Genomic DNA, 21,347 nt, shown 5'->3' on the forward strand with positions numbered 1-21,347 from the left:
TCACCAGTCCATGTGCATGAACCACAACGCCGCGAAGGCATCGATGATGATCACCAGCGAAATCGTCTGCACCACGCTGGAGGTGGTGCGTTCGCCGACCGACTGCGCCGTGCCTTCGACCTTCAGGCCTTCCAGGCAGCCGATCAGGCCGATCACCAGCGCGAACACCGGCGCCTTGGACAGGCCGACCAGCATGTGCCGCACTTCCATCGTGTCGTGCATGCGGGCGATATACATCTGTGGCGGGATATCCAGGTCGAACGCGCCGACGGTGATGCCGCCGGCCAGGCCGGCAACCATCGCGATGAAGGTCAGTAGCGGCAGGGTGACCAGCAGCGCCAGCAGCCGTGGCAGTACCAGCAGGTCGATCGGGTCCAGGCCCAGCGTGCGCATCGCATCGATTTCCTCGCGCGCCTTCATCGCACCGATCTGCGCGGTGAACGCGCTGGCGGTGCGGCCGGCCAGCACGATTGCGGTCAGCAGCACGGCGAACTCGCGCAGGAAGGCGATGTTGACCAGTTCGACCACGTAAATCTCGGCGCCGAAATCGCGCAGGATGGTCGAGCCGAGGAAGGCGATCACCGCGCCGACCAGATAGGACAGCAGCGCCACCAGCGGTACCGCGTCCAGCCCGACCTGCTCCATCTGGTGCACGGTCGCGGTCATGCGGAAACGGCGCGGCTCCTTGACCAAGCGGGCGGCCTTGACCAGGTTCTCGCCAAGGAAACTGCACAGCGCCTTGATGTTGTGGCCGGTGGTGTGGACGCTGACACCCAGCCGCTCCAGCGCGGCCAGCACGCCGAAATCGCGCTTGGGCTTGGGCCGGTCGTCGGCCACTTCCTCGATGGTGCACACCAGCGCCTGATGGTCCGGACGGAACTGCAGCGCGTCCTCGCCGAGGTCGGCGCGATGGGCCACGCGCAGCACCTGCAGCACGCCCGCCGAATCCATCTTCTCGATGCCGGTGGCATCGATACCGGTCAACGTGTCGGGAACGTCGCGCAGGACTTCGGCCGCGGCCAGCGCGGTCTTCAGGGTCCAGGTACCGGACAGGCGGATCAGGCCCGGGTCATGGGCATCCTGTTCGAGCTGGGGGGCGTGGTTCGGGGTCACTTGGGCCATTCGGGTCGCAGCATAACCGTTCTGAATCGGGCTTCGCGTCGAACTCGGATGAATTTCTCCGGTAAGCCCCAGCCTAGGTAATACTACGGCGCATGTCCGCAGACGCTCACACGATCCCCACGCCCCAGGCCACCTACGCACAGCGCGTGGCCTTTGTTTCCGAGATCGCCGGACGCCTGCACAGCTACGGCACAACGGCCCAGCGCCTGGAAACGGCAGTGGTGGCACTGGCACGCCAGCTCGATCTGGATTGTGAACCGTGGTCGAATCCCACCGGTATCATTCTCAGCTTCAGCGACCCGGCGCAGGCGATCGGCTCCAGTGACATCACCCGCGTGATCCGCCTGGCGCCCGGTGAAAACGATCTGCACAAGCTCAGCGTCGCCGACCATATCGCCGAGGAAGTGGCCAATGGGCGGATGAGCATCGCCCAGGGCCACACCGCGCTGCGCCAGCTGGACAAGGATCCGGGCCGGCGCGGCAAGCTGCGCACCATCCTTTCGTTTACTCTCGGTGCGGCCGGCGTGGCCGGCATGTGGAAGCTGCCGTGGCTGGACATCGCCACCGCCGGTGTCATCGGCTTGATGATCGGCCTGCTCGGCATGGTCACCGATCGCCGCCCGGCCACCCGCGAGGCAGCCGAGGCACTGGCTGCGCTGCTGGCCGGCCTCGTGGCCACGCTGGTGGCCTCCTTCGTTGGCGCGCTCAACCTCAACACGGTGATCATCGCCTCGCTGGTGGTGCTGCTGCCGGGCATGTCCCTGACCAATGCGGTCAACGAGCTGGCCAGCCAGCACTGGGTGTCGGGTACCGCGCGCTTCGCCGGTGCGTTGACCACCATCATGAAGCTCAGCGTCGGCGCGATGATCGCGGTGACCCTGGCCGACGTGCTCGGCCTGGATCCGGTGATCCGTGCGACGCGTCCGCAGGGGCCGTGGGTCGAGTGGGGTTCGCTGCTTACCGCGGCCTTCGCTTTCGCGATGCTGTTCAAGGCCAACCGCCGCGACTATCCGTGGGTGATCGCCGCCTCGGTGGCCGGCTATGCGATCTCAAAGTTCGGCGGCCATGCCTGGGGAGCGCCGGCAGGCATCTTCCTGTCGGCGATGCTGCTGACCGCCGGTGGCAACCTGTTCGGCCGCCTGGTCGGGCGCCCGGGCGCGATCATCCGCCTGCCCGGCATCATCATGATGGTGCCCGGCAGCACCAGCCTGCGTGGCGTGCTGACCCTGGTCCAGCAGCAGGACGTAGGCGCCGGCCAAAGCGTGTTCCTGACCGTACTGAACGTGGTGATGGCGCTGGTCGCCGGCCTGCTGTTCGGCAACCTGCTGATGCCGGCCCGCAAAACCCTGTAGGTGTGGACCGTTGGTCTACACACCGAAGAATGAAAAACGCCGGCTTTCGCCGGCGTTTTTCATTGCATTCCAATCCGGCCTCAGGCCTTCTTGATCAGGAAATCTTCCGGCTTCTTGTTGCCCTTGGAGGTCAGTTCGGCCATCCAGCGCGGCTGCTTGCCACGGCCGGTCCAGGTTTCCTTCGGGTTGGCCGGGTTGCGGTACTTCGGCGCAACCTTGCCCAGCTTGCGGCCAGCGGTCTTCGAGGGGGCCTTGGCGACCTTGGCCACTTTGCGCGCGCGCGGGGCCGGGGCATCGCCGAACAGTTCCTCGATGGTGTAACCCTCGGTCTTGGCCAGCTTGATCAGCTGGGCCCGGACCTTGGTGATCGGCCGGCGCTTGGCGACGATGGTCTGCTGCTTCTTGGCGGTGCGGATCAGGGCGCCCAGCTCGCGTGCCGACAGGCCGGTCAGGTCAATGCTCATTTACGGTTACTCCGGAAACTAATGTGTGGACGGGACGAGCCAGTCCATGGCGTCGCGGGACAGAATAAAGATGAATTAATCCCAGCACAAATGCAGACGGGTCATGGCTTGGCAGCATCCCGGCTGCATTGCGTCGATTTTGACCGGATTATGTCCGCTGCAATATTGCTCAAATGGGCGTCAGGTAAAAAAAGACCGGGGCATGCCCCGGTCTTTTCCTGATCAACCCTGCAGGCGCTGCAGCAGGGTGGCCTTGTCCAGGCTTTCCGCTTCGCTGGCGCGGCGCGAGCGGTACTCGTAGGTCCCGGCGGCCAGGCCACGTTCGCTGACCACCACGCGGTGCGGGATGCCGATCAGTTCCATGTCGGCGAACATCGCGCCCGGGCGCAGGCCGCGGTCGTCGAGCGCCGCGTCCAGGCCGGCATCGCGCAGCTCCTGCAGCAGGTTGGCGGCTGCATCGGCCACAGCGGCATCACCCTTCGGGTTGATCACGCACACCACCACCTGCCACGGCGCCATCGCGTCCGGCCAGATGATGCCGGCATCGTCATGGTTCTGTTCAATCGCGGCAGCCACCACGCGCGAGATGCCGATGCCATAGCAGCCCATCGCCATCACCGCCGCCTTGCCGTTCTCGTCCAGCACGGTGGCATCCAGCGCTTCGGCGTACTTGCGGCCCAGCTGGAACACGTGGCCGACTTCGATGCCACGGGCGATCTTCAGTTCGCCACCGTCCAGCGCGCGGTCACCGGCACGCACGTTGCGGATGTCGGCCACTTCCGGTTCCGGCAGGTCGCGGCCCCAGTTGACGCCGGCCAGGTGGAAACCGGCTTCGTTGGCGCCGACGACGAAGTCGGACATCGCCGCCACTTCGCGATCAGCCACCACGCGGATGGCCTTGGCCGGGGCGACCGGACCAAGGAAGCCCGGCACGCTGCCGAGGTATTCGGTGATCTCTGCTTCGCTGGCAAAACGCTGCTCGTCCAGGCCAGCAACCTTGCCCAGCTTGATTTCGTTGACCTCGTGGTCGCCACGCACCAGCGCCAGCACGAACTGCTGTGCCTCGCCTTCGCCGGCGATCAGCGCCACCGACTTCACCGTACGCTGCAGATCGATGCCCAGCAGCGCGGCGACGTCTTCGCAGGTCTTCTGGGTCGGGGTCTCGACCTTGCGCAGCGCTTCGCTGGCCGCAGCACGCGCGGCCGGATCGGCGGCGATGGCCGCTTCCATGTTGGCCGCGTAGTCCGAACCGGTGGAGAACACCAGCGCGTCCTCACCGGAGTCGGCGATCACGTGGAATTCCTGCGAGGCGTCACCGCCGATCGCGCCGGAATCGGCCTGCACCATGCGGAAGTCCAGGCCCAGGCGGGTGAAGATGCGGCTGTAGGCCACCTTCATGTTTTCGTACTCACGCACGAGGTCTTCGTCGTGCAGGTGGAACGAGTAGGCGTCCTTCATCAGGAACTCGCGCGCACGCATGACACCGAAGCGCGGACGGATCTCGTCGCGGAACTTGGTCTGGATCTGGTAGAAGTTCACCGGCAGCTGCTTGTAGCTGGACAGTTCGCTGCGCGCGAAATCGCAGGCCGCTTCCTCGGCGGTGGGGCTGTAGCAGAAGGTCTGTTCCTTGCGGTCCTTGATCTTCAGCAGCTGCGGGCCGAATTTCTGCCAGCGGCCGGTCTGCTCCCACAGTTCCTTCGGCTGGATGGTCGGGATCTGGAATTCCACGGCACCGGCGCGGTCCATTTCCTCGCGGACGATGCGTTCGACCTTGCGCAGCACGCGCAGGCCCAGCGGCGACCAGGTGTACAGGCCGGATGCGAGCTTGCGGATCATGCCCGCGCGCAGCATCAGCCGGTGGCTGGTCAGCTCGGCGTCGCTGGGGGTTTCCTTGGTGGTGTGCAGGTGGAACTGGGAGAGGCGCATCGTCGGCTTCGGATTACGGCAGAGATACCTATTCTGCCAGCCCGGCCGGAGGAGGGGTATCGGCCGGGCTGCGCCCTGCACCCGCCTCAAGCAACGTCAACAGCAACAGCAACAGCAACAACGGGTTTCCCGTGGTAGGGCGGGGTGGGTCCGGTTGCGGGGGACGCCGTGAACCCGTCCTTGGGGGCTTGGCAGCCGCATCCATGCGGCTGACACCCCCGCAACCGGACCCACCCCGCCTCTGACAGTTTTCCGCGATCTGTCGCCCTTTTGTAGAGCCGAGCCATGCTCGGCTGTTGTTCGATCAATTCTCGAAATATTCGATTTCCATGGAGATTGATCCACGCATGACGTGGACCTACTGACCGCCGGCCAACTGTCGAAGGCGGGGTACTGTGGGTTTGCGGGGTGTGAGCCGCATGGATGCGGCGACCAAGCCCCCACGGACGGGTTTACGGCGTCCCCGCAAACCCACAGTGCCCCGCCATCCCTCAGGAAGCCGCTTTGGCATTTGACGTTGATGTGGCTTGAAGCAGGTGCAGGGCTGCAAGCCCTGCCGATACCCTCACTCCGCCGGGCAGTAGGCCTTGATGGCGGCTTCAGCCAATCCCTTCTGCGCGCTGCGCTGGTCCTGGGTCAACGCGGTATCGGCCTTGCCGTCGCCGTTGGTGTCCTGCATGACGGTGCCGGAGCCTTCCAGCAGGGCCAGGTTGGCGCGGGCGGTGCTGCACTGCTCGGGAACCGGGGTGGCTGCGGGAGCGGCGGGCGCGTCTGCTGCCGTCGCCTGCGGGCTGCGGGCCTGCTCGCGGGTCTCGAACGTCTTGCCCGCCGGCGGGGTCTCCGAGTACTGGGTCACGCCATTGGCGTCCTTCCACTTATAGACCGGGCCAGCCACGGCGTTGGCACTGGCCAACAGCAGCAGGCATCCAAGGCAGGACAGGGCACGCATGGCAAACTCCACGGAATGGGCGTAGAACGCCGATTGCAGCATTGGCGCCGAGCACTGGCAAGTCGATTAAACTGGATTCCATGGACCCGATCACACCGCCGCCGCGTTCGCGCACGATTTATCTGCTGCCCAACCTGTTCACTACCGCCGGCCTGTTTGCTGGCTTCTATGCGATCATCGCCGCAGCCAACGGGGATTTCGTCAACGCCAGCATCGCCGTGTTCGTGGCGGCGGTGATGGATGGCCTGGACGGGCGCGTGGCGCGCCTGACCGGTACCAGCAGCGAATTCGGCGTGCAGTACGACTCGCTGGCCGACCTGGTCAGCTTCGGCATGGCCCCGGCGCTGGTGATGTACCACTGGTCGCTGTCGTGGCTGAAGTTCGATGACCCGCTGCTCGGCCGTGTCGGCTGGGCCGTCGCTTTCCTGTATGCCGCGTGTGCCGCGCTGCGCCTGGCCCGCTTCAACACCCAGGTGGCGGTGGTCGACAAACGCTGGTTCGTCGGCCTGGCCAGCCCGGCTGCAGCCGGCTTGATGATGTCCTTCGTCTGGGCGTTTGCCGATGGCAACCTGGGCTGGGACGGCAACCAGCTGCGCTATGTGGCGCTGGCGGTGACGATCGTTGCGGCGCTGCTGATGGTCAGCCGCATCCGCTTCTGGAGCTTCAAGGGCGGTGCCGCCAAGGGTTCCCGTTCCGACCGCGTGCCGTTCCTGGTGCTGGCACTGGTGCCGGTGGCGATCGCCATCGCGGTCATCGACCTGCCGCGCGTGCTGTTCGCGGTGGGCATCCTGTACGCCTTGTCCGGCCCGGTGATGTGGGCCGTGCAGCGCCTGCGCAAGAAGCCCGAGGCCGCGTGAGCCAGGACCTGCCCGTGCTGTGGTCTCCGGCCCAGCAGGCCTGGCTGCAGGCCATGGGCTACACCGTCTATCACGACGGCCAGCTGGCCGCCGAGCTGGATGCCGCACTGCAGCTGAGCGTGGCCGAAGCCGAGGCGGCTGCCGCGCCGCCAGCGGAACCGACGCGGGCAGGCGTTGCACCTCCATCGCGGGAACCCCGCGCCGAATCCGCTCCGGCATCCCGCCAGGAACGCCCGCCACCGCCGCGCCGCGAGACGCCGGTCAGCGCACCGGATACGGCGCCTGCGCCGGCCCGGCCGCTGCCCAGCGGCAATGCGCGGCAGCCGGTCGTGCGCCTGCCGGATCGTCTGCAGATCGCCTTGTTGCGCGCCTCCGGCTGCAATCCCAACGATCCGGCCACACAGACACTGATGGAGGGGTGGCCGCTGGACCAGCTGCGTCACGATCCGGCCGCCAAACGCGCGCTGTGGCCGCAGCTGCGCGCCCTGCGCAAGCGGGGTACGCCGTGAGTGCGGTCCGGCAGCCCGGTCCGGTCAGCCTGCGCGCGCTGCGCGAGAGCGACCTCACGGTGGTGATGGCGATCGAGGTGCGCGGTTATCCGTTTCCTTGGACCCGCGGCATCTTCGTGGATTGCCTGCGTGCCGGTTACCCCGGCCTGGTCATGGAGCGCGACGGCGAGCTGATCGGCTACGGCATGCTCAGCATCGCCGCCGACGAGGCACATGTCCTCAACATCTGCATCGATCCGTTGACGCAGTCGCGTGGCCTGGGTCGCCAGTTGCTGCGCGCGCTGGTGCAACTGGCCGGCGATCGTGGCGCGCAGCGCGTGTTCCTGGAAGTGCGGCCTTCGAATACACCGGCACTGGCGCTGTACCACAGCGAGGGCTTCAATGAGATCGGCCGTCGCCCGCGCTACTACCCGGCGGCACAGGGCCGCGAGGACGCGGTGGTGATGGCGATCGAACTGGTCCACGGTGACCTGCAGGTGATGCCGCCGCTGTAACGAAGAAGGGTTGCCGGCCAGCGGCCGGCACTACCGGTAGCTGCCAACCTTGGTTGGCAGGAATGCGCCGACCAAGGTCGGCCACTACCAAGGCGTGCAATGGCATCTCCGGTAGCGGCCAACCTTGGTTGGCACGCCCTGCTCACGTCAACCGCAACGCCAACACGCCGCCCACGATCAGCGCCGCCGCGAGCCATCGCGCACGCGGAACGCGCTCGCGCAACAGGAATACCGAGATCAGCAGCGCGAACAGGATCGACGATTCGCGCAGCGCTGAAACCATCGCCACCGGTGCCTGGGTCATTGCCCACAGCGCCATCGCGTAAGAGGCGGTGGTGCCAGCGCCGCCGGCCAGCCCCAGCGGCCAATGCTGCCGCGCATAGTCCAGCACCGAGCCGCCGCGGGTGTACAACGCCCACAGTGGCAGTGGAATGCCTGACAGCAGGAACAGCCACAGCGTGTAACTGAGCGCGCTGCCGGACTGGCGCGCGCCCTGCGCATCGACCAGGGTGTAGGTGGCGATCATCGCCGCGGTCAGCAGCGGCAGGCGCAGCTGGCCGCCACGCGCACCCAGTGCCATGCAGAGGATGCCGGTGCTGACCAGCACAACGCCCAGCCACGCCGCCGGTGGCAGCCGCTCGCCCAGCAGCGTGCCCGCCAGGGCAACCAGAATCGGTGCGCTGCCACGCATCAGCGGATAGGCCAGGCTCATGTCGACCTGCTGGTAACAACGTGCGACCAGGCCGTAGTAGGTCACTTGCAGCAGCACCGACGCGCCCAGCCACGGCCAACTGTGTGCTGCGGGAAATGGCAGGAAGGGCAGGGCAGTGGCCGACAGCAGCGCGGCACTGCCGGTGACCAGCACCGTGCCGAGGAACTTGTCTGGTCCGCGCTTGACGATCGCATTCCAGCTGGCATGCAGGGCCGCAGCCGCGAGGACCAGCAGGAAGATGGAAAGAGGCATCCAGCGATGATGCCATGCGGGGAAATGAAAACGCCGGGCATCGCCCAGCGTTTCCGATTCTGCTTCGGTGGGTGCCAACCCTGGTTGGCACATTGCATTGGTGCGGACCGAGGTCCGCACCCACCAGCCCGGCGCTTACAGCTTCGCGCGCTGCTCGCGCAGGCCGGCCAGCTGGGTGTTCCAGTCGACCAGACGCACGCGCTCCTGCTCGACCACCGCCGGTGGCACCTTGTCGGTGAACTTGGCCAGCTTGGTCTCGCTCTTCTCCTGCTCGCCTTCCACGCGCTTGATCTCCTTGTCCAGGCGCGCACGCTCGGCGTCGAGATCAACCAGGCCTTCCAGCGGCACCAGCAGCTTCAGCTCACCGACGATCGCGGCGGCAGCTGGCGGCGCACTTTCGCCTTCAGCCAGCCACTGGATGCTGTCCAGCTTGAGCAGGAACGACAGCGACGCGCTGAAACGTTCGATGCGCACGCGATCCTGCTCCAGCCCGGCCTGCAGGCGTAGCGGCACCAGCTTGGAGGGCGCGACGTTCAGTTCACTGCGCACACGGCGCACTGCACTGATCACGGCCTTCAGCCATTCGACGTCGGCCTCGGCCTGGGCGAAATCGCCTTCGAACTCAGCGGCGGTCGGGTACGGGCGCAGCGACAGCGTGGTTTCGGCCAAGCCCAGGCGCGGCGCCAGCTGCTGCCACAGCTGTTCGGTGATGAACGGGGTCAGCGGGTGCAGCAGGCGCAGCAGCGCTTCCAGCACGTACAGCAGGGTGTGACGGGTGCTTTCGGCGTCGGCGGCATCGGCACCGTTCAGCGCCGGCTTGCTCAGTTCCAGGAACCAGTCGCAGAACTCGTTCCAGGCAAACTCGTACAGGCACTGCGCCAGCAGGTCGAAGCGGTAGTTGGCGTAGTGGCCCTGGGCCTCGCTGGACACGGCCGCAAGGCGCGAAAGGATCCAGCGCTCCGCATCGGTCCGCGGGGTCGGCACGCCGGTGAACGCTGCACCCTCGGTGTTCATCAGGGTGAAGCGGCTGGCGTTCCACAGCTTGTTGCAGAAGTTCTTGTAGCCCTCGGCGCGGTTCATGTCGAACTTGATGTCGCGGCCGTGGGTAGCCAGCGCGGCGATGGTGAAGCGCAGCGCATCGGCACCGTGGGCGGCGATGCCGTCCGGGAATTCCCTGCGGGTGGCCTTCTCGATCTTCTCCACCATCTTCGGCTGCATCAGGCCGCCGGTGCGCTTGGCGACCAGGTCGTCGATGCTGATGCCGTCGATGATGTCCAGCGGGTCGAGCACGTTGCCCTTGCTCTTGGACATCTTCTGGCCCTGGCCGTCGCGGATCAGGCCGGTGAAGTAGACGTCCTTGAACGGGATCTTCCCGACCAGGTTGTCGGTGGCCATGATCATGCGCGCCACCCAGAAGAAGATGATGTCGAAACCGGTGATCAGCACCGACGACGGCAGGTAACGGTCGAAGCCACGCTCGGCCATGGCCTGCTCGTTCGGCCAGCCAAGGGTGGAGAACGGCCACAGCTGCGAGGAGAACCAGGTCTCCAGCACGTCGCTTTCCTGGTTCAGCACCACGTCGCTGCCCAGGTTGTGCTTCGCCCGCACTTCCTCTTCGCTGCGACCGACGTAGCAGCTGCCGGTGGCTTCGTCGAACCACGCCGGAATGCGGTGGCCCCACCACAGCTGGCGGCTGATGCACCAGTCCTGGATGTTGTTCATCCAGTGGCGGTAGGTGTTGATCCAGTTCGGCGGCACGAAGGAAATACTGCCGTCTTCGACCAGCTCCAGACCACGCTTGGCCAGGTCGTCCATCTTCACGAACCACTGGTCGGTCAGGTACGGCTCGATCACCTGGCCGGTACGGTCACCGCGCGGCACCTGCAGCTTGTGCGCCTTGGTCTCGACCAGGATGCCCAGGTCTTCCAGCTCGGCCAGCACGGCCTTGCGGGCTTCGTAGCGGTCCAGGCCCTGGAAGCGTTCCGGCGCATTTTCATTCAGCGCCGCCACCGGGGTGAACAGGTTGATCATCGGCAGGCTGTGGCGCACGCCCACTTCGTAGTCGTTGAAGTCATGCGCCGGGGTGACCTTGACCACGCCAGTGCCGAAGGCACGGTCGACGTAGTCGTCGGCGATCACCGGCACGCGGCGGCCGGTCAGCGGCAGCACCACGCTCTTGCCGATCAGGTGCGCGTAGCGCGCGTCTTCCGGGTGCACCATCACCGCGGTATCGCCCAGCAGGGTTTCCGGACGGGTAGTGGCGACGACCAGGTAGTCTCGGGTTTCGCGCAGGGTTTCCACGCCGTCGGCATCGCGCTCGACGTGCTCGTAGCTCAGGCCGTCATCCAGCGTGTAGGCGATCGACCACAGGAAGCCGTCTTCCTCGGCGCTCTCCACTTCCAGGTCGGAGATGGCGGTCTTCAGCACCGGATCCCAGTTGACCAGGCGCTGGCCGCGGTAGATCAGGCCCTGTTCGTACCAGCGCACGAAGGCTTCGTTCACCGCCGCCGAGGGCTGCGGATCCATGGTGAAGGTGCTGCGCGACCAGTCGGCCGAGGTACCGAGGCGGCGCATCTGGCGTTCGATGATGTCACCGGACTGCTGCTTCCACTCCCAGACCTTGCCGATGAAGCCCTCGCGGCCCAGCGAATCGCGGGTCTCGCCCTTGCCTTCCAGCGCCAGGTTGCGGCTGACCACCATTTCGGTGGCGATGCCGGCGTGGTCGGTACCCACCTGCCACAGCGTGTCGTAGCCGCGCATGCGGTGGTAGCGCACCAGCGCATCCATCAGGGTCTGCTGGAAGGCATGGCCCATGTGCAGGGTGCCGGTCACGTTCGGCGGCGGCAACAGGATGGTGTACGGCTCGCCCGTGCCGGACGGCTTGAAGTGGCCGGCCTTCTCCCAGGCCTCGTAGAGGTCGGTCTCGAAGGACTTCGGGTCGTAGCTGGAGGCGAGTTGGGTCATGCGGGGCAACCGGTAATCAAGGCGGAAGGGAGATCAGCGCGGCCCGAGGGCGCGCCGGATCTTCTGGTCGGTGTGGTACTGGCTGACCGCGTAGGCGGCCCAGATGGCGGCGGGCAGCCAGCCGATCAGGGTGATCTGCAGGATCAGGCAGACGATGCCGGCAAACGGCCGGCCGATGGTGAAAAAGGACAGCCAGGGAAGAATCAGGGCGATCAGCAGGCGCATCAAGGGGTCCTCGCTGGACTTACATGTCGTGCTTGTTCAGGTCGTAACCGGCGGCCTTGTACTGGCGCCAGCGCTCGCGCAGCGGTTCGCGCGCTTCCGGGTCGGCCGGGACCACTTCCAGCACGCGCTCGCACTGGCCCAGCCAGGGTTCGTCGCGCAGGTTGATCACCAGCGGGCGGGCCGGCGCTTCGGTGCCGGGCACGGCGATCAGCACCAGGGCTTCTTCCTCGTCCATGTCTTCGCCGGCGATCTGGTGCGGGATGTAGGCATCGTTGTCGAACGCCCACAGCAGTTCGTCCAGCTCCTCGGCCTGGGCCTGGTCGCGGGCCAGCACCAGGGTGAACAGCCCAGCGTCGTTGGCCTTGCGCGCCAGCTCGCAGACCAGGCGCAGCGGCTCGGTCAGGAAGCGGGGCTTGGCGATCAGGTAGAAGTCGGCGCGGGGCATGGCAGGATCCGGGTCAGGCAGGGGCCCGGCGCTGCCGGGCGAGGCCCTGGCCGGCGGGCGCCGGCCAGGGTCGGGTACGGCATCAGGCGCGGGCGACCTGGTCCAGCAGCCACTGGCTCAGCAGGCCGACCGGGCGGCCGGTGGCCATGCCACGCTTGCCTTCATCGCTGGCCACACCGGCGATGTCCAGGTGGGCCCAGCGCTGGCCTTCGGCGAAGCGCGACAGGAAGCAGCCGGCGGTGATCGCACCGGCCCAGCGACCGCCGATGTTGTAGACGTCGGCGAAGCTGGAATCCAGCATCGGCTGGTATTCGTCCCACAGCGGCAGGCGCCAGGCGCGGTCGAACACCTGCTCGCCGGCGGCCAGCAGCTCATTGGCCAGGTCGTCGTGCTTGCTCATCAGGCCGGCGGTCTGGTGGCCGAGGGCGACCATGCAGGCGCCGGTCAGGGTGGCCACATCGACCAGCGCCTGCGGTTCGAAGCGCTGCGCGTAGGTCAGTGCGTCGCACAGGATCAGGCGGCCTTCGGCGTCGGTGTTGCCCACTTCGATGGTCTTGCCCGACATCGAGGTGATGACGTCGGACGGACGGTAGGCATTGCCGTCGATGGCGTTTTCCACCGCCGGGACCACCACCACAAGATTCAACGGCAGCTTGGCCTTGACCGCGGCGACGAAGGTGCCGATGACGTTGGCGCCACCGCACATGTCGTACTTCATCTCTTCGATGCCGCCCTGGGTCTTCAGGTTGACGCCACCGGTATCGAAGGTGATGCCCTTGCCGACCAGCACGTACGGCTTGGCGTCGCCGCCATTGTTCCACTTCAGCACGACCAGGCGCGGGCGGTTGGCCGAGCCACGGGCCACGGCCAGCAGCGAGCCCATGCCCAGCGCTTCCATCTGGTGCTCGTCGAGGATCTCGGCTTCGGCACCCTCGTGCTCGCCGGCGAACTTCACGCCGACCTCGGCCAGGTAGGCCGGGGTGCAGTAGTTCGGCGGCAGGTTGCCCAGCTCGCGGGCGAATTCGACGCCGGCGGCAATGGCCTGGCCCTGGGCCAGCGCCAGTGCATCGTCACCGGCGATCGCCAACTGGGCCAGGCCGGCGTCATCGGCCTTCTTCTTGCCCAGGGTGGCGGTGTAGCGGTAGGCGGCGTGGTCGGCGGCGATCACCGCCTGGCGGATCGCCCAGGCCGCGTCGCGGTCCTTCACTGCCACTTCGGACAGGGTGAACAGTGCGCTGCGGACAGCGCCGGCCTTCAGCGCGCGTACGGCATCGCCGACCGCCTTCAGGTACTGCGGCACGCCGAAACGGGCCGCTTCGCCCAGGCCGACCACCAGCACGCGCGGGGCGGTCACGCCCGGCAGGTCGTGCAGCAGGGTGGTCGCGCCGGTCTTGCCGGACAGGTCGCCACGCTGGGCCAGGGCGGCCAGGCGGCCACCGCTGGCGGCATCCAGTGCCTGAGCGGCCGCAGTCAGGGTATGGTCGGCATAGGCGCCGACGACCAGGCAATCAACGGCGGCCGAAGCCGCGGCGAGGTGGTTCAGGGTGAATTCGAGAGCCATTGAGCAGATTCCATTGGCAAGTCCGTACAATCGCGGACCGTTTACGCCCAGACAGTAGACTGGGCGGCACCGCGAACGAACCCCAGAGTTTAAACCACCGCCCCATGTTGAAGCTCGACCGATACCTGCTGGGCGATTTCGTCCAGAGTTTCCTGGCTACCCTGATCGTCCTGCTGGTGGTCAGCGTGGGCGGCGTGCTGGTGGACATCCTCGGCAACATCGCCGATGGGCGCCTGCCGGCCAAGCTGCTGTTCTCGCAGCTGGGCCTGCAGTTCATCGCCTACCTGCCGCTGATCCTGCCGCTGGCGCTGATGCTGGGCCTGCTGCTGGCGGTCGCCCGCCTGTACCGGGACTCGGAAATGGCGGTCATCACCGCCGTGGGCGTGGGCCCCAAGCGCCTGCTGCGGCCGCTGCTGATGCTGGTGCTGCCGGTCGTGGCCCTGGTGGGTGCCTGCTCGCTGTGGCTGGGGCCCTGGGCCGGGCGGATGGCAGAGCAGATGATCATCGAGGCCAACCGCAGCGTGCTGATGGCCGGCCTGGAGCCGGGCCGCTTCACCCCGCTGCCCAATGGCGGCGTGGTCTACCTGTCCTCGATCTCGCCCGATGGCACCCGGCTGGGCAAGGTGTTCCTGCAGCGGCAGAAGGACGACCGCCTCGAGGTGGTGTCCGCCGCCGGTGGCCGGATGTTCTTTGAAGGCGCCCGCCAGCGCTTCCTGGAGCTGGATGACGGGCACCAGGTGGAGGGCCCGGTAGCGGGTGGGCTGGACTACCGCCTGGCGACCTTCGCGCGCAACGACGTGGCCCTGCCCGACGGTGCGCAGACCCGTACCGAGAACGATCCGGAGCTGATGCCGACCACGAAGCTGTTCGGTGATGCCCGGCCCGAGGCACAGGCGCAGCTGCATCGCCGGCTGGCCCCGCCGCTGATCGCACTGGCCTTCGCCCTGTTGACCGTGCCGCTGGGCCGCAGCTCTCCGCGCCAGCAGCGCTACGGACGGATGATGCTGGCCCTGCTGGCCTACATGGTTGGCACCAACCTGATGTTCATCGGCAGCGGCTGGATTGCCACTGGCAAGATCCCGGCCGCGCTCGGCCTGTGGTGGCTGACCCTGCCGCTGTTGGGGCTGGCGATCTGGATGTATGCACGTGATGGCCGCCTGGGCCGTCCGAAGGGAGCCCACGCATGAGGCTGCGCCCGATGCGTTTCGATCTGTACCTGGGCCAGTCGGTGTTCACCACGGTGCTGTTGACCTGGGCGGTGCTGGTCGGCCTGGACGTAGTGATGGCGTTCTCCGGCGAGTTCAAGGACATCGGCAAGAACGGTTATTCGCTGGGCCATGCTGCGGCATGGGTGCTGTATACGGTGCCGCGCCGCGCTTACACCATGTTCCCGACCGCCGCGGTGATCGGTGCGCTGATGGGCCTGGGCCAGCTGGCGGCCACGTCCGAACTGACCGCGCTGCGCGCGCTGGGGCTGTCGCGCAAGCGCCTGAGCGTGTCGGTGGCGATCGCGCTGTCACTGCTCACCGCAATGATGGTGCTCAGCGCCGAAACGCTGGGACCCTGGGGCCAGGATCGTGCCGATGCGCTGAAGTCCAGCGCCAAATGGGGCCAGGACATTTCCACTGCACGCTACTCCGGGCTGTGGGCGCGGGAGGGCGACACCTTCCTCAGCGCCGCCGGTGGCGAAGAGCAGCTGGTGGGTGACAAGGGCACGCGGTTGATCCTGCGCGACGTGCGCCTGTACCGCATCGCCGAGGACGGACAGATCGCCTCGCTGACCCACGCGGCCACCGCCGAGCACGACAACGATGGCTGGGTGTTGACCGGTGTGCGCCGGGATACGTTCGGCGAACGTTCGGCCACGCGCGAGGAAGTGGCGCGCGAGCCGTGGAATTCCAAGCTGGATGCCGGCGCGCTGGCGACCGGTATCGCCAAGCCGCGCAACCTCAGCGTGGCCGAGCTCCGTACCAGCATCGAGTACCGCGAACGCAATGGGCTGGATGCGCGCGACTATGAGGATGTGTACTGGAGCCGTTGGTTCTACCCGATGAACGTGCTGGCGCTGTGCCTGGCGGCGGTGCCGTTCGCATTCGGCTCGCTGCGTAGCGGCGGCATGGGCAAGCGCCTGTTCCTGGGCATCCTGTTCGCGCTGGGCTTCTGGTTGCTGCAGCTGTTCTTCGGCCGCATGGCCGGTGCGCTGAAGTTCGATTACCGCATTGCCTATGCGCTGCCACCGATCGTGATGCTGGCGATATCCGGACTGCTGTTCCGGCGCAAATCGGGCTGATTCCGGTAGCGCCGGGCAGGACGGCCAACGCGCGGATTTCTGTAGAGCCGAAGGTAGCGGCAGGAGCCGCTGCCAACGTCGCTGGCGACGGCCTGAAGGGTGCCGGCCAGGACGGCCGGCATAGCCTATGCTCGGCTGCTTTTCGCGCACCGCATGCCAGCCGGGCATGGGCTCGGCTCTACACGAGCGCCGTGCAGGATCGGATTGAAGGGGGAGCAATTCACCGCTTCGGCATGCGCACCAGCCGCGTGCCGCTGGCACGGTCGTGCCAGGTCAGCCGTTGGCGGTCGAACCACGCCCACCAGAAGCCGATGCCGCCCAGCAGCAGAGACAGCGTGCCCACTGCGAAGCGCAGCCACAGCTGCCGGCGTCGCAGGGGCGTGCCATCGCTTGATTCCAGCTTCAGCCGCCATGGCCGCATGCCCAGTGTCTGCCCGCCGCGGCGCCAGCTGGCGGTGGCGTACCACCCGGTGATCGCCCAGCACACCGCCCACAGCAGCCACTGCCAGGCACTGAACGGTGCGATGTTCTCGCGCTGGGTGTGGCCGTCGAGGGTGTAGGCGAGGGTGAACAGCGTGCCGGCCAGCATCCACAGGGCCAGCACCGGCAACGTGTCGTAGACCATTGCCAGCATGCGCCACAGCAGCAGTGCGCGCGGGCGGGGCATCTCGGTGGCGGCCGCAGTGGCCGTGTCGGTGGCAGGGCGGGACATGCGCCGAGCATACGCAATGCTGGCCGCATCCGCAGTCGCCCTCGTATCCTGCACGCATGGCCCTTGTTTCCACCCCCGCCGAACGCCGCCAGCTGGTGCAGCAACTGCCCGAGCTCCGGGCCGATGACAGCCTGCGCATCCAGCGGTTCCTCGATGCGATCTGGGCCGAGAACGGCCTGGCCCGCGCCACCCTCGACAGCTACCGGCGCGACCTGGAAGGGTTGGCACGCTGGATCGATGGGCGCGAGGGTGGCCTGGCCGGCATCGAACGTCCCGGGTTGTTCGACTACCTGGCGTGGCGTACCCGGCACGGTTGGTCGCCGCGCAGCAACGCGCGCCTGCTGTCGGCGCTGCGCGCGTTCTTCGCTGATGGTCTGCGCCGGGGTGATCGCAGCGAGGACCCCAGTGCACTGCTGGATCCGCCGAAGCTGCCGAGGCTGCTGCCCAAGGCGTTGGCCGAAAGCCAGATCGACGCACTGCTGGCGGCGCCGGACATCGACAGCCCGTTGGGCCTGCGCGACCGCGCCATGCTGGAGCTGATGTATGCGGCCGGTCTGCGTGTGAGCGAGCTGGTGCTGCTGCCGGCCACCGCGATCAACCTGCGGCAGGGGGTGTTGCGGGTCACCGGCAAAGGCAGCAAGGAACGGCTGGTGCCGTTGGGCGAGGAGTCGCAGCATTGGCTGGAGCGCTATCTGCAGCAGTCGCGGCCGCTGCTGGTCGGCAAGGGCAAGGTGCAGGCCTTGGCCGATGGGCAGACCCCATTGTTTGTAGAGCCCACGCTGCATGCGCTGACCCGCCAGGCGTTCTGGCATCTGGTCAAGCGCCACGCGCAGGTGGCGGGCATCGATCCGGCACGGATCAGCCCGCATGGCCTGCGCCACAGCTTCGCCACCCACCTGCTCAACCGCGGTGCCGACCTGCGCGCGCTGCAGATGCTGCTGGGGCACAGCTCGCTATCGACCACCCAGATCTACACGCTGGTGGCGCGCGAACACCTGCAGAAACTGCACGCCCGCCATCACCCGCGCGGCTGAGCGGGGGCCTGAACCCGGGCCCCGGGCCGTGCGCAATGTCGCGGCCCGGTACAGGTGGCTGTGTCAGAATCCGGGGTCTTCTTCTGCTGCGGACCGCTCCATGCTCCGATTTGCCATCGCCGCCGTGTTCGGTGCGCTCAGCCTGACTGCCTGCGCCCAGCCGGCCCCGCCGGCCGCCAAGGCACCCGCTACCGCTGCTGCGGCCAAGGCTGCCAGCCCGGCTGCCAACGGCTCGGCCGACCAGGCCGTGCGTGCCGCGCTGACCGCGCTCAATCCAGGTTTCGAAGTGGATTACATCGGCGCCGCGCCGTTCCCCGGTTTCCGCGAAGTGGTGGTCTCCGGCCAGCTGCTGTACGTGTCCGATGACGGTCGCTACCTGTTCCAGTCGCAGCCCTACGACACCCGCGCCAAGGGCCCGGCCAACAGCGAGGGCCTGCTGGGCTACCGCCGCGACCTGCTGGCCAAGGCCAACCACGGCGACCGCATCGTGTTCGCTGCGCCCAATGCCAAGTACACCATCAGCGTGTTCACCGACATCGAGTGTGGCTACTGCCGCAAGCTGCACCAGGACATCGCCGAGCTCAACCGCAACGGCATCAGTGTCGAGTACCTCGCGTTCCCGCGCATGGGCCTGGGCAGCAAGGACTACACCGACATGATCTCGGTCTGGTGTGCGGCCGATCGTCGCCAGGCGCTGACCAGCGCCAAGCGCGGTGGCAGCGTGCCGGCCAAGAACTGCACCAACCCGGTGGCGATGCAGTACGCACTGGGCCAGCAGCTGGGCGTGAACGGTACCCCGGCGATCTTCGCCCCGGACGGTACCCAGCTGGGCGGCTACCTGCCGCCGGCGCAGCTGCGCGCCGCGTTGGAAAAGCTGTCGGCCAAGCGCTGATCAGGACACCGCCGGGCCATGCTCGGCGGATGCATCATGCGAGCGAAGCCGGGGATGCGTGTCGCACCCCCGGCTTTTTTCTTATTGCAGGCCGTCACTGACCGCCTTGGTCAGCGTGCCCTGCGCATCGTCACCACTGAACTCCCAGACGAACGCGCCACCCAGGCCCTGGGTTTTCACGTAACCCATCTTGCGGGTGATGTTGGCCGGGGTATCGAAGCTCCACAACGTGCTGCCGTTGTAGATCCAGGTGGCACCGGCGGTGTTGTCGGTGTAGCCCGGCCACGCCAGGTTCTTCAGTACCTTCCAGTCTTCGATGCCGGCCTCGTAGGTGCCCGGGGCGGCGCCGGTCGCGGTCTGGTACAGGCCGTTGTTGGCGTTGGCCACACCGGTCCAGCCACGCCCGTAGTAACCAATGCCCAGGTTGAGCTTGGCTGCAGGCACGCCACGGCTGATGAAGGCCTCGATGGCGTCGTTGCTGTTGTACAGCTTCTGGTCGCCGGTCGAAGGATCATTGGGTGAATCGAACAGCGCCGACTGGTGATTGGTCTTCGCATCCCACGCGCCGTGGAAGTCGTAGGTCATCACGTTGATGTAGTCCAGGTACGGGTGGTAGGCGGCAGGGTCGGTGACGCGGATCTTGTCGATGCCGGCACCCACCGCCACCGTCAGCAGCAGGCCCGGACGCACCGCATCGAGCTGGCGACGGAATTCGGCCATCAGCGCGGTGAAGTTGGCGTTGTCTTCCGGCTTGCCACATTCGATGCCACACGCCACCGGGTATTCCCAGTCGATGTCGATGCCGTCGAACACGCCCAGCGCGGCACCGGCGCCACCGGCACCGTCGGTCACCGGCAGGTTGCCCTTGATGTAAGCGTCGATGCACGAGGCGACGAAGGCCTGGCGGTTTTCCGGGCGCGCCGCGCTGGAGAAGCCGCGCGACCAGGTCCAGCCACCCAGCGAGATCAGCACCTTCATGCCCGGGTACTTGGCCTTGAGCTGCTTGAGCTGGTTCCAGTTGCCGCGCAGCGGCTGGTCCCAGGTATCGGCGCTGCCACTGACACTCTCGGCGGCGCTGAAGGCCTTGGTGTAATCGGCGAAGGCGTCGCCACCGGCACCGCTGTTCGGATCCGACGGTTGGGTGATGCCCACTTCGCAGCGGTTGTTGCGCACGTTGCCGAAGGCGTAGTTGATGTGGGTCAGGCGCGCGGCCGAACCGCTGCTGTCGATGTTCTTGACCCGGTAGTTGCGGCCGTAGATGCCCCACTGGGTGAAGTAACCGATGACCCGCTTGCCGGTGCCGCCGCCATTGCCGGCCAGCGTGGTGGCGCTGATTTCGGTGCCCTGTGCCGACGCATTGCCGGCGTTGTCGCGGGCGCGCACGCGGTAGCGGTAGGTGGTCGACGCGGTCAGCCCGCCATCGACATAGCTGGCACTGGACGGCGAGCCGACCAGGCTGCCGTTGCGGTACACGTCATAGCCGGCCAGGCCGCTGCCGCCGGTGTTGTCGGTGGAGGGGCTCCAGCTCAGCGCGATGCTGTTGGCGGTGCGGGTGCCGACCGCCAGCCCGCCCGGCACGCTCGGCGCGGTGGTATCGCCACTGGCGGTGTTGACGGTGATGCTGATGGTCGCCGTGCTGGCGGTGGCGTTGTTGTTGTCGGTGGCTACTGCGCGAAGGGTGTGGCTGCCGGCGCTGGCATTGGCCCAGCTGGCCGCATACGGCGCATTGGTGGCCACGCCCAGCGAGCTGCCATCGCGGAAGAATTCGACCTTGGCGACGCTTCCGTCCGCATCGCTGGCATTGGCGGTCACGTTGACCGTGCTGCCGGCGCTGAAGGTGGCGCCATTGGCCGGCGAGGTCAGGCTGACCACCGGCGGCTGGTTGCTGCCGCTGCCATCACAGGCACCGAGGTTGGTGTAGTAGGGCGCACCGGCAGGATGGTCCGGCGGCGCGTTCCAGATGTCCTGGTTCGCCCGATAGAGGACGCCTCCCTTCTGCAGGGTATCGCCGGCCCGGTAGATCTTGGCCTGGTCCCACTGGGCCACCCCGGCACAGCTGGCGGCCTGCGCCAGGCCGGGCAGGGCAACGGCCCCGGCAAGGGCCAGCAGCCAGGCCAGACGGCGCGGGCGACAGCGGTGGAGGGAGCGTTCGGCACTGCGGACATCGGCACTCAGCACAAGCGGGTCGTACATGGTGTGTCTCCGATCGATCGGTTGGCGCGCGGGCCCGGATGGCGCCGCACGTAACGCAGGTCCGGACATCGCCCGGGAAGGCGACGGAGGGGGACGGACGGAGGTACCTGGGAGGCCGGGGAGAGAGTCCGGCGCCAGGTAGGGACAACGTTGTCATCAATCGCGTGGTCAATCCGTGAGCAAGCGCATGGTTCGGGGATTCGGGCGGAGAGCGGCGCTGCGCGCGGTCGGCAGCCATCGGCGGAGCCCCCTCGTGGCTGGGGTGGGTCGCTGAAAGCGGGTTTCTGAGGTTTGGCCGGGTGGGTGGGGTCAGGCGGACACCCCGCCATCCCACAGGAAACCCGCTATTGCTGTGGCTTTTGCCCTTGCTCTGGCTGTGGCCTTGGCTTGGGCG

The 21,347-nt window shown here is 67.2% G+C and carries 18 protein-coding genes and 1 pseudogene; 8 read left to right on the forward strand and 11 right to left on the reverse strand.

Annotated elements, in window-relative coordinates; translation table 11 throughout:
- The gene (locus DI041_RS11230; protein WP_046983180.1) at positions 1 to 1,122 is read right to left on the reverse strand and encodes an ABC transporter permease; all 1,122 of its coding nucleotides are present in this window, start codon (positions 1,120 to 1,122) and stop codon (positions 1 to 3) included.
- A gap of 92 nt (positions 1,123 to 1,214) precedes the next feature.
- On the opposite strand from DI041_RS11230, the gene DI041_RS11235 reads away from it, so the two are divergent.
- Positions 1,215 to 2,474, forward strand: coding sequence for a threonine/serine exporter family protein (locus DI041_RS11235; protein WP_004142069.1), 1,260 nt, complete (start codon positions 1,215 to 1,217; stop codon positions 2,472 to 2,474).
- An 86-nt stretch (positions 2,475 to 2,560) separates the two neighbouring features.
- On the opposite strand, the pseudogene DI041_RS11240 reads toward DI041_RS11235, so the two are convergent.
- The 3 genes and pseudogenes from DI041_RS11240 to DI041_RS11250 all read right to left on the reverse strand — a co-directional run.
- A pseudogene (locus DI041_RS11240) lies at positions 2,561 to 2,938 on the reverse strand (H-NS histone family protein); the annotation flags it as partial.
- A gap of 222 nt (positions 2,939 to 3,160) precedes the next feature.
- Positions 3,161 to 4,864, reverse strand: coding sequence for a proline--tRNA ligase (locus tag DI041_RS11245; RefSeq protein WP_136638615.1), 1,704 nt, complete (start codon positions 4,862 to 4,864; stop codon positions 3,161 to 3,163).
- 565 nt (positions 4,865 to 5,429) lie between these two features.
- Entirely contained in the window at positions 5,430 to 5,813 is a 384-nt protein-coding gene (locus DI041_RS11250) for a DUF4124 domain-containing protein (RefSeq protein ID WP_046983861.1), read from the reverse strand.
- A gap of 80 nt (positions 5,814 to 5,893) precedes the next feature.
- Between DI041_RS11250 and pssA the strand changes: the two genes are divergently transcribed.
- The 3 genes from pssA to rimI are packed head-to-tail and all read left to right on the forward strand — an operon-like array spanning position 5,894 to position 7,673.
- Positions 5,894 to 6,670, forward strand: coding sequence for a CDP-diacylglycerol--serine O-phosphatidyltransferase (gene pssA, locus DI041_RS11255; protein WP_106551140.1), 777 nt, complete (start codon positions 5,894 to 5,896; stop codon positions 6,668 to 6,670).
- Positions 6,667 to 7,179 (forward strand): hypothetical protein, encoded by a 513-nt coding sequence (locus tag DI041_RS11260; protein WP_136638614.1) that lies wholly within the window; start codon positions 6,667 to 6,669, stop codon positions 7,177 to 7,179. Before pssA ends, DI041_RS11260 begins: the two co-directional genes overlap by 4 nt.
- Positions 7,176 to 7,673: a ribosomal protein S18-alanine N-acetyltransferase gene (rimI, locus tag DI041_RS11265; RefSeq protein WP_046983852.1), complete on the forward strand. Its 498-nt coding sequence runs from the start codon at positions 7,176 to 7,178 to the stop codon at positions 7,671 to 7,673. The genes DI041_RS11260 and rimI overlap by 4 nt, the downstream gene beginning before the upstream one ends.
- Positions 7,674 to 7,815: 142 nt before the next feature.
- Here rimI and DI041_RS11270 read toward each other — a convergent pair whose 3' ends face one another.
- The 5 genes from DI041_RS11270 to DI041_RS11290 all read right to left on the reverse strand — a co-directional run bounded on the left by DI041_RS11270 (position 7,816) and on the right by DI041_RS11290 (position 13,832).
- A complete protein-coding gene (locus tag DI041_RS11270) occupies positions 7,816 to 8,637 on the reverse strand; it encodes an EamA family transporter (protein WP_136638613.1) in 822 nt (273 codons plus the stop codon).
- Positions 8,638 to 8,772: 135 nt separating this feature from the next.
- Entirely contained in the window at positions 8,773 to 11,601 is a 2,829-nt protein-coding gene (locus tag DI041_RS11275) for a valine--tRNA ligase (RefSeq protein WP_136638612.1), read from the reverse strand.
- A gap of 33 nt (positions 11,602 to 11,634) precedes the next feature.
- Entirely contained in the window at positions 11,635 to 11,826 is a 192-nt protein-coding gene (locus DI041_RS11280) for a YqaE/Pmp3 family membrane protein (RefSeq protein WP_012510005.1), read from the reverse strand.
- A gap of 19 nt (positions 11,827 to 11,845) precedes the next feature.
- Positions 11,846 to 12,271, reverse strand: coding sequence for a DNA polymerase III subunit chi (locus DI041_RS11285; protein ID WP_005415211.1), 426 nt, complete (start codon positions 12,269 to 12,271; stop codon positions 11,846 to 11,848).
- An 82-nt stretch (positions 12,272 to 12,353) separates the two neighbouring features.
- Positions 12,354 to 13,832 (reverse strand): leucyl aminopeptidase, encoded by a 1,479-nt coding sequence (locus tag DI041_RS11290; RefSeq protein WP_136638611.1) that lies wholly within the window; start codon positions 13,830 to 13,832, stop codon positions 12,354 to 12,356.
- A 104-nt stretch (positions 13,833 to 13,936) separates the two neighbouring features.
- Here DI041_RS11290 and lptF point away from each other — a divergent pair, with 104 nt between their 5' ends.
- On the forward strand, positions 13,937 to 15,019 hold the full coding sequence (gene lptF, locus DI041_RS11295; protein ID WP_136638610.1) for an LPS export ABC transporter permease LptF: 1,083 nt from the start codon (positions 13,937 to 13,939) through the stop codon (positions 15,017 to 15,019).
- Positions 15,016 to 16,122 (forward strand): LPS export ABC transporter permease LptG, encoded by a 1,107-nt coding sequence (gene lptG / locus DI041_RS11300; RefSeq protein WP_046983856.1) that lies wholly within the window; start codon positions 15,016 to 15,018, stop codon positions 16,120 to 16,122. The genes lptF and lptG overlap by 4 nt, the downstream gene beginning before the upstream one ends.
- 220 nt (positions 16,123 to 16,342) lie before the next feature.
- Here lptG and DI041_RS11305 read toward each other — a convergent pair whose 3' ends face one another.
- Positions 16,343 to 16,834: an RDD family protein gene (locus DI041_RS11305; protein ID WP_136638609.1), complete on the reverse strand. Its 492-nt coding sequence runs from the start codon at positions 16,832 to 16,834 to the stop codon at positions 16,343 to 16,345.
- 56 nt (positions 16,835 to 16,890) lie between these two features.
- Here DI041_RS11305 and xerD point away from each other — a divergent pair, with 56 nt between their 5' ends.
- Positions 16,891 to 17,868 carry a site-specific tyrosine recombinase XerD gene (xerD, locus tag DI041_RS11310; protein WP_136638608.1) on the forward strand — a complete coding sequence of 326 codons (978 nt, stop codon included), beginning with the start codon at positions 16,891 to 16,893 and terminating at the stop codon, positions 17,866 to 17,868.
- A 100-nt stretch (positions 17,869 to 17,968) separates the two neighbouring features.
- Entirely contained in the window at positions 17,969 to 18,760 is a 792-nt protein-coding gene (locus DI041_RS11315) for a DsbC family protein (protein WP_046983859.1), read from the forward strand.
- Between the two features lie 81 nt (positions 18,761 to 18,841).
- Here DI041_RS11315 and DI041_RS11320 read toward each other — a convergent pair whose 3' ends face one another.
- Positions 18,842 to 20,953, reverse strand: a complete 2,112-nt coding sequence (locus DI041_RS11320; protein ID WP_136638607.1) for a glycosyl hydrolase family 18 protein — start codon at positions 20,951 to 20,953, stop codon at positions 18,842 to 18,844.
- Positions 20,954 to 21,347 lie beyond the last annotated feature (394 nt).

This window comes from Stenotrophomonas maltophilia (genome assembly GCF_004920835.1).
Classification (GTDB): domain Bacteria; phylum Pseudomonadota; class Gammaproteobacteria; order Xanthomonadales; family Xanthomonadaceae; genus Stenotrophomonas; species Stenotrophomonas maltophilia_AQ.

Bases quoted from the DNA above. Each gene is read 5' to 3' on its own strand.
- DI041_RS11230 (WP_046983180.1), bottom strand. From the start codon at position 1,122: ATGGCCCAAGTGACCCCGAACCACGCCCCCCAGCTCGAACAGGATGCC.
- DI041_RS11235 (WP_004142069.1), top strand. From the start codon at position 1,215: ATGTCCGCAGACGCTCACACGATCCCCACGCCCCAGGCCACCTACGCA.
- DI041_RS11245 (WP_136638615.1), bottom strand. From the start codon at position 4,864: ATGCGCCTCTCCCAGTTCCACCTGCACACCACCAAGGAAACCCCCAGC.
- DI041_RS11250 (WP_046983861.1), bottom strand. From the start codon at position 5,813: ATGCGTGCCCTGTCCTGCCTTGGATGCCTGCTGCTGTTGGCCAGTGCC.
- pssA (WP_106551140.1), top strand. From the start codon at position 5,894: ATGGACCCGATCACACCGCCGCCGCGTTCGCGCACGATTTATCTGCTG.
- DI041_RS11270 (WP_136638613.1), bottom strand. From the start codon at position 8,637: ATGCCTCTTTCCATCTTCCTGCTGGTCCTCGCGGCTGCGGCCCTGCAT.
- DI041_RS11275 (WP_136638612.1), bottom strand. From the start codon at position 11,601: ATGACCCAACTCGCCTCCAGCTACGACCCGAAGTCCTTCGAGACCGAC.
- DI041_RS11280 (WP_012510005.1), bottom strand. From the start codon at position 11,826: ATGCGCCTGCTGATCGCCCTGATTCTTCCCTGGCTGTCCTTTTTCACC.
- DI041_RS11285 (WP_005415211.1), bottom strand. From the start codon at position 12,271: ATGCCCCGCGCCGACTTCTACCTGATCGCCAAGCCCCGCTTCCTGACC.
- DI041_RS11290 (WP_136638611.1), bottom strand. From the start codon at position 13,832: ATGGCTCTCGAATTCACCCTGAACCACCTCGCCGCGGCTTCGGCCGCC.
- lptF (WP_136638610.1), top strand. From the start codon at position 13,937: ATGTTGAAGCTCGACCGATACCTGCTGGGCGATTTCGTCCAGAGTTTC.
- lptG (WP_046983856.1), top strand. From the start codon at position 15,016: ATGAGGCTGCGCCCGATGCGTTTCGATCTGTACCTGGGCCAGTCGGTG.
- DI041_RS11305 (WP_136638609.1), bottom strand. From the start codon at position 16,834: ATGTCCCGCCCTGCCACCGACACGGCCACTGCGGCCGCCACCGAGATG.
- xerD (WP_136638608.1), top strand. From the start codon at position 16,891: ATGGCCCTTGTTTCCACCCCCGCCGAACGCCGCCAGCTGGTGCAGCAA.
- DI041_RS11315 (WP_046983859.1), top strand. From the start codon at position 17,969: ATGCTCCGATTTGCCATCGCCGCCGTGTTCGGTGCGCTCAGCCTGACT.
- DI041_RS11320 (WP_136638607.1), bottom strand. From the start codon at position 20,953: ATGTACGACCCGCTTGTGCTGAGTGCCGATGTCCGCAGTGCCGAACGC.